This is a genomic window from Pseudohongiella sp. (genome assembly GCF_011050365.1).
Taxonomy (GTDB): domain Bacteria; phylum Pseudomonadota; class Gammaproteobacteria; order Pseudomonadales; family Pseudohongiellaceae; genus Pseudohongiella.
Genome location: NZ_DRFV01000016.1, coordinates 259,506 through 270,371, shown reverse-complemented (window position 1 = coordinate 270,371; position 10,866 = coordinate 259,506). Strand labels below are relative to the sequence as shown.

The following is a 10,866-nucleotide window of genomic DNA, read 5'->3' as shown; positions in this document are numbered from 1 at the left end:
GGCAGCTGTTGCCTGAACCTCAACTGTCAGAAGGTACCGTTGATCTTGATGGAAACCACGCGGGCAGCTTCAGCACAGTAATACTCGATCTCCGATATCGCAGCGTTACTGATTCGGCCGTCAAATCGGGTCCGATCACGGCACTGGATGTTATTGGTCGCATTACGGGCATCAAAACGGACCCGTATGTTGCCAGGCGTCACGTACTCCAGAAACGCACTGACATTCGGATCACCGTAGCTGCTCTCGATGTTGTTGATATCATAACGCTTGATATTACCTTCAAACCGGTTGTTCCAGTTCATGCCATAGTTGATTCTGAATGCCGGCAGATCGTGACGAAATCCCAGCTGGAAACGACCACGTTCGAAGTTTTCGAAACGTCGATCGATACCCAGGAAAGGGTCGGTGATTTCCGAGTCTTTCACCTCAAAGCTCGAAATGATCATCAAATCAGGCAAGTTGATCGGATCCATACGCACACTGCCGCTCAAGCGCAGACCATACATATCGCCGTCGCCAATATTGCCATTGGCAGAGACCAGATTGTCGGGTGTTACTGACACGTCAATGCGCTCAATCACATCAATGTGCTGCATGTAAAAGATGCTGCCGTCAATGACACCCAGGTCATTAGGCAATCGATACTCAGCACCCAGATCAAAATTCCACACCTGCTCCTGACGCAGATTGGTGTTGCCCGCCATGGTCTCGGCATCATCATCGCGCGTGTCGCTGGAGGCCACAAAGTCGGAGAAACTCAATTGCCGCACCGCTTTGGTTGCGGTAGCGCGCAGCTGTTTGCCATTGCCAAGGTCATAACGCAGATCCAGCTTGGGTTTGAAAAAACCAAAATCCCGCTGATTGAACACATCACCCGTCTGCGTGATCTCCGACGCTTCATAGAGCAACGAGCTTTCCAGTGTCATGCGCGGGCTGATCTGCCAATTGTGCACCACAAAAGGTTCATAACGTATCTCTTCGACTGTCGAATTGGCATTACTCACCGCCACAGGAGTCAAACCACCGAAATTGTCGTTGCCAGGACCGGTGCCGGGCAATCCAAGTCGCAACCTGGAATCCAGCGTGGTCTGCGCCCGCTCAATACCCAGCTCCATATCCTGACCGTCCATCAGGCCCAGAGAATAGGAGGTACGGATAATACGCTCTTCTGTGGTCGCATCAGAGTTGAGATAGAGTTCCTTGACTTCATTTTCGTTGCCTTCGCGGGCGAAGCGCTCACGTGTGGACTCTTCGTTCTTTTGATTGGCAATGAACAGAATTTTGAAACGATGATTATTGCTAAACACCCGCTCGTAGTCACCACCAATTTCCCAGTTATTATTAACACCGGGAATAACTTCGCGCTCGACAACTGTTTGTGCCGGGCTCACAGTCAGATCAGTGATACGACGGTCAATATCAACGGTATTGTCATAATCCGAATACAGCATATTCAGCCGCACACTGCTGTCGGCATTGATGTCATAAGCCAGGTTGGTAGCGTAGCTGTACGTGTACTGATCCCTGGTGCGCTCTTCGCTGATAATGTCGTTAGGGGAAAAATCACCCAATACACTGCTCTCAAAGCTGGGCCGGAAATCGTGGCGCGGCTCGGCTTCAGCACTCAGCTGGTAGTTGAGACCACCCTGCTGGCCGTTCAGTGCGATCTTGCCACCGGGCTGCACATGCGAATCCATATAGCGGTCGGTATTAATCTCGTAGGAGAAAGAGCGACTGGACAAGGCCTCTGTCAACACGATGTTGACGATCTGGTCGGCGCGCACGTCCAGATCAGCCGAAGTACCGCGGATCAACTCAATATATCGCACCTTGTCCGACGGAATTCGCGCCAGTTGGCTGCTCGCCTCATTGCTCTTGCCGGCGACACGCTTGCCGTCAATCAATATCTGATTGCCGCCACCACCACCCAGACCACGACCACCACTGGAACGACCAAAGTTGTTGCCCGTAACAGAGCCTACGCCGGGGATACGGTTGATCATATCCTGCGCGGTGACCGGTGCCCATTGTTCAAAGTAGGCTGCGGGGTAAGTCACCGTGGAATCTTCCGCGCTGTCCGCATCCTGCGCGTGGCCGGCAGATGTGACGACGAACATGCCCAGGCTCAAAACGGATGCTGACAAGGTACGGATGATAGTCCGGGACAGTGATCCGGCACGCCTGGAATCATGCAATGTGATTGATTTCATTATAAAAATGCTCTTACTTTTTATTGGTTTTGGTACAACCGGGTGATATTTAAAGGTGTTTAAGGGGCCGTACGGTAAGCAATATCGGCGCATCAGGCAACGAATTTATTGCCGCTAATTGTGACAAAGTATCTATTTACAGAGTAATACGGTATTATCGACGGTCTGCAATACTGCATTACACGTACCCGCCCTGTCGGGTACCTGTCACTTATGTGGGCTGGTCCGCACGCCGTGAAGGCTTCGCCGGACAACAATCCACACTGGCGTGCTCACCTCAGGACTTCGTTTGGAAGCAACTCTTCCAGCCCTGTCCGGAACGTGTTCACAATAGCTTTTCAAGTGTTCACATTACAGGTGTACAAGGGCCGTCGACATAAAGCGTCGCCCTTTTTAGAGACCAATAGGAAATCAATGAGTTTTGAAAATATGGGCCTGTCCGAAGGCCTGCTGAAAGCGCTGGCTGACCAGCAATATACCACCCCCACCCCAATTCAAGCCCAGGCTATCCCCGCTATATTAAGCGGCGCGGATGTCATGGCATCTGCACAGACCGGCACCGGCAAGACCGCAGGATTTACCCTGCCTTTGCTACAAAAGCTGGATGGCGGCGAACGCACACGCGGCGGACAAATCCGCGCACTGATCCTGACACCGACCCGGGAGTTGGCAGCCCAGGTTCACGAAAGCCTGAAAACCTATGGCAAATACCAGACGGTGCGCTCGGCCGTGATCTTCGGCGGCGTCAAGATCAACCCGCAGATGATGATTCTTCGCGGTGGCCTGGACGTGCTGGTGGCGACACCGGGCCGGCTGATGGATCTGTACCAGCAAAACGCAGTGCGCTTTGACCAGCTCGAAGTGCTGGTACTCGATGAAGCGGATCGCATGCTGGACATGGGTTTTATCCGCGACATCAAGAAAATTCTGGCGCTGCTGCCACCCAAAAGACAGAACCTGTTGTTCTCGGCAACATTTTCCGGCGAGATTCGCGAGCTGGCCAAAGGCCTGCTGCAGAATCCTGTGCAGATCAATGTCGCGCCGCTTAACACTACCGCGGATCGCGTCACCCAGACGCTGCACCCGGTGGACAAGTCACGCAAGACTGAATTGCTCAGCCACCTGATCCGCACCAACAGCTGGTATCAGGTACTGGTTTTCAGCCGCACCAAACACGGCGCCAACAAACTGGTTCAAATGCTTGAGCGCGACGGCATCAATGCCGGCGCCATTCACGGCAACAAAAGCCAGCCACAGCGGACCAAAGTGCTGCATCAGTTCAAAAACGGCGAACTTCAGGTACTGGTAGCAACCGACATCGCGGCGCGCGGTATCGACATTGACCAGCTACCGCATGTAATCAACTTCGACCTGCCAGATGTTCCCGAGGACTACGTCCACCGCATTGGCCGGACTGCCCGTGCGGGCGCCGAAGGTGCTGCGATATCCCTGCTCAGCGGTGACCAGCTGAAACAGCTGAAGCAGATAGAGCGCGTGCTGAAAACCACCATGAAACGTGAAATCGTGCCCGGGTTTGAATTGCGTGAGCGCCTGGAAGACGTCAAAGACACCGAAACCCGACGACCGCAGCAGCGTCGTGGTCAGGGTGCACCACGGTCAGGAACGGGCCGTCCGGGCACAGCTCGCAAAGACACCGCGCGCACATCAGGCGCGCGTCCACAACAGGCGCCTGCGCACCAGGGCGCCACCAGCGCCTATCGTGAAGAAGAGCGCAGACAGCGCAATGGCAACACCACCTTTGACGGTGATCGACCGGTTGCTGCCAAGCCCAGAAATCCGCGCCCGGCCAGAGGCAACGGCAATAGCCAGAACCCCAGGCCACGTCGCAGCGAAGGCACCAAGCTGGTTTCTACCTGGTAACTGATTTGTCAGACCGGATCTATGATGCCCAGTCGAACCGCTCCCGGGGTAAGCCCGCGAGCGGTTCGACACTGGCAACGGCGATCAGGGGCAAAAATAGTTCTGCGTACCATGTGCCTGTATCGCTTCGGCAATTCGTTCAAGCCCAAGCACATAGGCTGCCGTTCGCAATGTAATAGACTTTTTCTGCGACAACCGCCAGATCGCAGCACTTTCACGGTCCATGATCGGGCGCAGTTTGTGTTGCACTTCCTCTTCCGTCCAGTAAAAACCTTGCCGGTTTTGCACCCATTCGAAGTATGACACCGTGACGCCGCCTGCATTGGCCAGGATGTCCGGAATCACCGTTACACCCTTTTCCTCCAGCACCTTGTCTGCTTCCGCGGTCACCGGCCCATTAGCAAGCTCCATAATCACAGATGCGTTTATGGCACCTGCGTTGTCCTTGGTGATCTGGTCCTCCAGGGCAGCAGGCACCAACAGATCACACTCCAGCGCAAACATCTCGTCACGCTCCATGGTTGTGACCTTGCCGCCGGACACACCCTTGGCATAACCAATGACAGAACCGTGTTCCTTTTTGGCTTCTGCCAACTTCTGCGGGTCCAGGCCGCAGCCATCATGGACACAGCCGCCCGTGTCCGACACTGCAATTATTTTCCAGCCATCCTGATGCAACATGGCAGCGATAGTCGCCCCGGCATTGCCAAAACCCTGAACCACCGCACGCCTTTCACAGTTTTCCAGACCAACCTCTGCCAGCAGGTTATTCAACACGTAAAACCCACCTTTGGCGGTCGCGCCGTCCCGCCCCAAGGATCCACCCAGTGGAATGGGCTTGCCGGTAATAACAGCGGGACATGGATAACCCACCAGACTTGAGTATTCATCGGCCATCCAGCCCATGACCATGGCATTGGTGTAAACGTCGGGCGCAGGTATGTCGCGGTCCGGGCCGATCATGCTGGCAAACGCATGTACATAAGCACGGGACAGGCGCTCCAGCTCGCGCCTGGAAAGCTTACTCGGGTCGACGCGAATGGCGCCTTTGCCGCCACCATAGGGTAAATTCGCCACCGCACATTTGAAGGTCATCCAGAACGCCAGAGTAACCACCTCTTCAAGGTTGGCATCCGGATGAAAACGAATGCCGCCTTTGGTTGGCCCCCGGGTGTCGTCATAGCGGCAGCGCCAGGCCTCAAACGACCGCCTGGCGCCATTATCCATGCGCACACTGATGCGCGCAGTCAGCACTTCTTTAGGAAAACTGAGGGCCTCAAGCACCTCATCGGGAACATCAGTGTAGCTGGCGGCCTTTTTCAGTTGGCTCAGTGCGCCAGCAAGGGTATCGGACATAGAATTCTCCGCTGTTAAGTCACGCCGGACAAGCAAGGGGGTTGTCAGTAGGGAGCCCGGTGACGGGAAATGGATAGTGTCTGCCAGTTATCATAACGCGGCTTGCGAGCATCTGCATCTTTACCGATGCTGCACAGACGCCAAGATGTTAACTTGCTACACTAGCGAGGCACTTGCACAGAAGCCTTGCACTGAGAATTGGTGACAATGTTAAGGCAAGGCTAACGAGTCACACCTATGCAACACCGACGACTGATTAAGATCGGCAGCGCGCTCAGCGTATTAATGATACTGGTCCTGGATTCCGCGACCCCGCTGGGTTTCGCCCATGGCGACCTGTACGTGCTGAGCATCATCCTGGGCGCGCTTGCGGGCAGCCGCCGATTCCTCATTGGCGTCACCATCACAAGCACTTTGCTGACGGTGCTCGGCACCCTCATCTCACCACCCGGCATTGAGTTTCAATACTGGGCCAGCAACCGCGCAATTTCCATCGCTGAATTTATCATTATCGCTGCTCTTTGTGACTTCATCATGCAACGCTTTCAGCGCCTGCAGCGGAATACCGAGCAGCTGCAGGCCAGCCATCAGGCCCTGCAGGAAATGACACCCTGTCAGGACAATCCCCTGGCCCCGTTTCAATATCCGAAACAGTTCCAGCTGTTCGTTGACGCAATTCCGCAGATTATCTGGACCGCTGATACACGGGGCAGTATCGAATATATCAATCTGGCACTAAGCCGCTATACCGGCAAGCCCAGAGCTATGCTGATCGACGACAACATCTGGTCCAGTCTCGTTCACCCTGATGACCTGGTACAACTTCGCGAACGCTGGCTGGAGGCGGTGCACAACCAGACCACTAGCGAACTGGAGTGCCGACTCCGCCGCCACGATGGCAGCTGGCGCTGGCACCTGCTCCACGGCGAGCCAGTGAGGGATGAGCAGGGCAACACCATCAAGTGGTGTGGGTCCGCCACTGACATCCACAACAACCGCATCAATACCGAACGTTTTGAAATGGTCGCCAAAGCCACCGTTGATGCCATTTCGGACTGGGACATTCAGAGCAACCAGATCTGGTGGAACCAGGGAGTGACGAATTTGTTTGGCTATACTCGCCAGGAGATGATGGCCAAGCCGGACAGCTGGACCGAGCGCTTGCATCCCGACGATAAAGAACAGGCACTGGCCTCAATTTATGGCGCGCTGAATTCGGATCGTGACCGCTTCCATTGCCATTACCGGTTTATTCGCAAGGACGGCTCCATCGCCATCGTTGAAGAACACGGTTTTGTCATTCGCGATAACGATGGCATTGCCATCAGGCTGATCGGCGGCATGACAGACATTACCGGGAAACGCCAGCTGGAGGAGCAGCTGAGCCATGCTCAACGCTTGCAAACGGTGGGCGAACTGACTGGCGGGGTAGCACACGACTTCAACAATCTGCTGACCGTCATTCAGGGCAATGCCGAACTGTTGACCGAGGACCATGCACTGGATGCGCAACAAAAGCCGTTGGTTGCCATGATCAGCGATGCCAGCCATCAGGCAGCCGAACTGGTGCAACGGTTGCTGGCCTTTGCCCGCAAGCAACCACTGGCGCCGCAGCCAACCGACATCGTGAGGCTGATCAACAACATACAGCCACTGGTCCGACAGGCAGTTCCCGAACGTATCAATCTAGAGCTGATAGCCGAACAGGACCTGCCAACCGTGCTAATCGATCCTCCGCAACTTGAGAGCGCCGTCCTGAACCTGTGCCTCAACGCGCGCGATGCCATGTCGGATCAAGGCAAATTGTTGCTGGAAGTTGGCCGCAGCGAACTGGATGCCGATTATGCTCTTCAGCACTCCGGGGTGGAGCCCGGGACTTACGTCAGGGTGTCGGTCAGTGATACCGGCACGGGCATGAGCCAGGATGTACAAACGCGGGCGTTTGATCCGTTTTTCACCACCAAAGTCAACGGCAAGGGCTCAGGGCTGGGCCTGAGCATGGTCTATGGCTTTGTAAAACAGTCAGGCGGACACATTGCCATCTATTCCGAGCCCGGCAATGGCACCACGGTTCGCATGTATTTGCCTGCGAGTCTGCAGCAGGTCAATGCTGACACGCCGGAACACCTCCAGACTCACAACAGCGATCGTCAGACCTCGCCTGCCGCTGTCCCTGAACCCGGCACCGTGTTGCTGGTTGAAGATGAACCGCTGGTCAGGCAATATGCAGAAACACAGTTTCAGGCACTCGGTTTCCACGTCATCAGTGCCAGTCATGGCGACGAAGCTCTGAATATTCTCAGGCAATTGGAGCATATCGACCTGCTGTTTACCGACGTCATGATGGGCGATGGCATGGACGGCCCCGAACTGGCCAGCGAGGCTCGCAAACTACAGCCCGACATCACGATCCTGTTCACCTCCGGTTATACTGAAAACGCCATGTTCCGCCAGGGACGTCTGGAACCGGGCACGGACTTACTGGTCAAGCCCTGGCGCCGCGAAGACCTGCTATCAAAACTGAAAGCGATGGCAGTTGCCAACTCACCAAACTCCAAGAGGTCAGACAGATGGCAACCATGACGCGACTACTGATTCTCGATGATGACCTGCTGACCGGTCAGACCATCGCCAATATTGCTGCACTGGCAGGAGTTGATGCTCAGTATGTCAACGAGCCACAGGCGTTTTTTCAGCGGATAAAGGATTGGCAGCCGGACTTCATTGTGCTCGACCTGGTAATGCCGGGCATGGACGGTGTTCAGGTCATGGTAGAGCTGGCAAGGCTGGGCTGCCACGCCGAGATCATCATTTCCAGCGGTGTTGGTGGACGCGTGCTCGACGCCGCTGCGCGTTCAGCCTCCGAGCACGGGCTCAACATCGCCGGCGTGCTGGCCAAACCTTTTTCACCCGCCCGACTGCGCGCGCTGATAAGTGGCAACGCCAAAATGGACACCCTGTCGACCACCTTCATCGACCGGCTGGTTACGACACCCACAGAAAGCAAAATAGAGATCAGTCGCGATGATTTGATGAGCGCGCTGCACAATGAGCAGATTACACTCGTTTACCAACCAAAAATAAACTGCCGTACCGGCCTGCTGGCAGGGTTCGAGGCGCTGGCTCGCTGGACGCATCCGGTTCTGGGACCCGTTGGCCCCGATCAATTTATTCCACTGGCGGAGCACTACGGTCTGATTGACCGGTTGACGGAGTCTGTGATGGTGCAGGGCCTGCGCTGGTTAGCACATCTGCCCCAGCAACTGGAAGACTCATCTGATTTTGATTATTTGCGTCGCCGATTACGTGAAATCACGCTGTCCATCAACATTTCCGCCAGCTCACTGAACAACGTCGAGTTATTTGAACGCATGAACGAGTACTGTCAAAGCATGGGCATCCGGCCGGACCGCCTTATTTTTGAACTCACCGAGTCATGCGCCATGGAAGACCCGATCAGCTCTCTCAACATTCTGACGCGGCTGCGGATGAAAGGTTTCCATTTGTCCATTGATGACTTCGGCACCGGTTACTCGTCCATGCTTCAGTTGGCACGGCTACCATTCTCCGAGATCAAGATCGACAAGTCGTTTGTCATGACTGCCGCTCAATCCAAAGAGTCACGCACGGTGATCAAGACCATTATCGACTTGGGTCATGGTCTCGGACTGTATACATCAGCCGAGGGCATAGAAAGCGAGGAAACCCTGGAATACCTGCGCAGTATCGGATGCGACCTTGCCCAGGGGTATGCCATAGCGCGACCAATGGCACCCGACGCAGTCATCGACTGGCTACGCAACAGCCGACTGAAAAGTGAATCCGGGCGCCTGCAGGCTTTGCGTTCACTGAATATACTGGACACCCCGCCCGACGAGCGCTTTGACCGGATCACACGGTTGGCGGCCCGCCTGTTCCGGGTTCCGATTGCATTGTTTTCACTGGTAGATAGCGACCGGCAATGGTTCAAATCGGCCGTCGGCATTGATATCACGGAAACGCCTCGAGACGCTTCTTTCTGCTCACATGCCATTGAACACGACACTGTCATGGTGGTCCCGGATGCGACACTTGACCCACGATTCAAGAACAACCCGCTGGTGCTGCAAGAGCCTAAAATCCGTTTTTACGCTGGTTGCCCGGTGCATGCCGATACCGGCAGCCGGCTGGGGACACTGTGTCTGATTGACCGGGAGCCGCGCGAATTCTCCCGCCACGATGAAACGGTATTGCGCTACGCCGCACGGATGGTCGATAACGAATTGACAGCGGACTTCCTGGCGCACACTGACCCGCTGACCGGCATGCTCAACCGGCGCGGCTTTGATACCCGCGCTCAGGAAGCCATCATGTTGTGTCACGATGTTAATCTCCAGGTGTGTCTGTTCCTGTTTGACCTGGTCAACTTCAAGGCCTTCAATGAGCGTCACGGGCCGGCAGCGGGCGACCGGGCACTGGTGGAGTTCAGCCGTTTATTGCGCGAAACGTTCCGTGGTTCGGATCTCATTGCGCGATACGATGACGATGATTTTGTCATTCTGATGGTAGACATTGATCCTCTGGGCCCGGAAACGGCACTCAAACGCCTGCGCGCCGTTGCCGGGGCTATCACTCAGGAGCACCCCTTCAGCTATAACGCCGGCTGGACGTTACTTGAACACCCCGATGACAGTATTCAACAAATGGCCCTGCGCGCCAGCGAACACATGCACAGAGAGAAAGAATAAATGCACAGATTCAGCAGACAACCGGTGTCACTTGTCGCCGCTGGCGCAATGCTGCTCGGCGCTGGCGCTGTCGGCAACGAGCTTGATGTCAGTGACTTCGAAAACTGGAGTGAGCGTAATTTCTCTGGCCAAACCGACTACACCATCACCACTGACGACGACGCGAACCGCGTCCTGGTCGCCGAAACCCGCGGCAACGCCAGCGCTTTCTATCGCCAGGACCGTATTGATCTTGATGCAACCCCCTGTCTAAGCTGGCGCTGGCGTATCAGTGCGACCGCACCAGACAGCCTCGACGAACGCAGCAAGGCGGGAGATGACTATGCCGCCCGGGTCTACGTGGTAAAACGCGGGGGCCTTGCATTCTGGCGAACCAAAACCATCAACTACGTGTGGTCGGCATCACAACCGGCGGGCCAGCGCTGGCCCAATGCCTATGCCGGCGACAATGCCCAGATGTGGGCTCTTGACAGCGGCAATAGCGACGCCGGTGAATGGGTCAGTCATCACCGCGATATCGCACAGGATTGGCAACAAGCATTTGGCGAAGATATTGACCATCTCGATGGCATCGCTATCATGACCGATGGCGATGACAGCAATAGCAGGCTCAGTGCCACCTATGCAGATCTGCGTTTCCGCGCCAGAAACAGTGACGGGACATGCGCAGCCGGGGACAATTGATGCTC

At 55.5% G+C, this 10,866-nt stretch carries 6 protein-coding genes; 4 read left to right on the top strand and 2 right to left on the bottom strand.

Annotation, left to right across the window (positions count from 1 at the left end; all coding sequences use genetic code 11):
* Positions 1 to 26 precede the first annotated feature (26 nt).
* The gene (locus tag ENH71_RS14250; RefSeq protein WP_294137912.1) at positions 27 to 2,213 is read right to left on the bottom strand and encodes a TonB-dependent receptor; all 2,187 of its coding nucleotides are present in this window, start codon (positions 2,211 to 2,213) and stop codon (positions 27 to 29) included.
* Positions 2,214 to 2,627: 414 nt separating this feature from the next.
* Between ENH71_RS14250 and ENH71_RS14245 the strand changes: the two genes are divergently transcribed.
* Positions 2,628 to 4,094, top strand: coding sequence for a DEAD/DEAH box helicase (locus ENH71_RS14245; protein ID WP_294136281.1), 1,467 nt, complete (start codon positions 2,628 to 2,630; stop codon positions 4,092 to 4,094).
* 84 nt (positions 4,095 to 4,178) lie between these two features.
* Here ENH71_RS14245 and ENH71_RS14240 read toward each other — a convergent pair whose 3' ends face one another.
* Complete coding sequence (locus ENH71_RS14240; RefSeq protein WP_294136283.1) at positions 4,179 to 5,450, bottom strand: Glu/Leu/Phe/Val family dehydrogenase; 1,272 nt, start codon at positions 5,448 to 5,450, stop codon at positions 4,179 to 4,181.
* 237 nt (positions 5,451 to 5,687) lie between these two features.
* Between ENH71_RS14240 and ENH71_RS14235 the strand changes: the two genes are divergently transcribed.
* The 3 genes from ENH71_RS14235 to ENH71_RS14225 are packed head-to-tail and all read left to right on the top strand — an operon-like array spanning position 5,688 to position 10,861.
* Positions 5,688 to 8,033: a hybrid sensor histidine kinase/response regulator gene (locus tag ENH71_RS14235; RefSeq protein WP_294136285.1), complete on the top strand. Its 2,346-nt coding sequence runs from the start codon at positions 5,688 to 5,690 to the stop codon at positions 8,031 to 8,033.
* Positions 8,021 to 10,177, top strand: coding sequence for an EAL domain-containing protein (locus ENH71_RS14230; RefSeq protein WP_294136288.1), 2,157 nt, complete (start codon positions 8,021 to 8,023; stop codon positions 10,175 to 10,177). Before ENH71_RS14235 ends, ENH71_RS14230 begins: the two co-directional genes overlap by 13 nt.
* Positions 10,178 to 10,861 carry a DUF3047 domain-containing protein gene (locus ENH71_RS14225; RefSeq protein ID WP_294136290.1) on the top strand — a complete coding sequence of 228 codons (684 nt, stop codon included), beginning with the start codon at positions 10,178 to 10,180 and terminating at the stop codon, positions 10,859 to 10,861. It abuts the gene before it with no gap.
* Positions 10,862 to 10,866: the final 5 nt, after the last annotated feature.

Coding starts and splice junctions, on each gene's coding strand:
- ENH71_RS14250 (WP_294137912.1), bottom strand. CDS start 2,213: ATGAAATCAATCACATTGCATGATTCCAGGCGTGCCGGATCACTGTCC.
- ENH71_RS14245 (WP_294136281.1), top strand. CDS start 2,628: ATGAGTTTTGAAAATATGGGCCTGTCCGAAGGCCTGCTGAAAGCGCTG.
- ENH71_RS14240 (WP_294136283.1), bottom strand. CDS start 5,450: ATGTCCGATACCCTTGCTGGCGCACTGAGCCAACTGAAAAAGGCCGCC.
- ENH71_RS14235 (WP_294136285.1), top strand. CDS start 5,688: ATGCAACACCGACGACTGATTAAGATCGGCAGCGCGCTCAGCGTATTA.
- ENH71_RS14230 (WP_294136288.1), top strand. CDS start 8,021: ATGGCAACCATGACGCGACTACTGATTCTCGATGATGACCTGCTGACC.
- ENH71_RS14225 (WP_294136290.1), top strand. CDS start 10,178: ATGCACAGATTCAGCAGACAACCGGTGTCACTTGTCGCCGCTGGCGCA.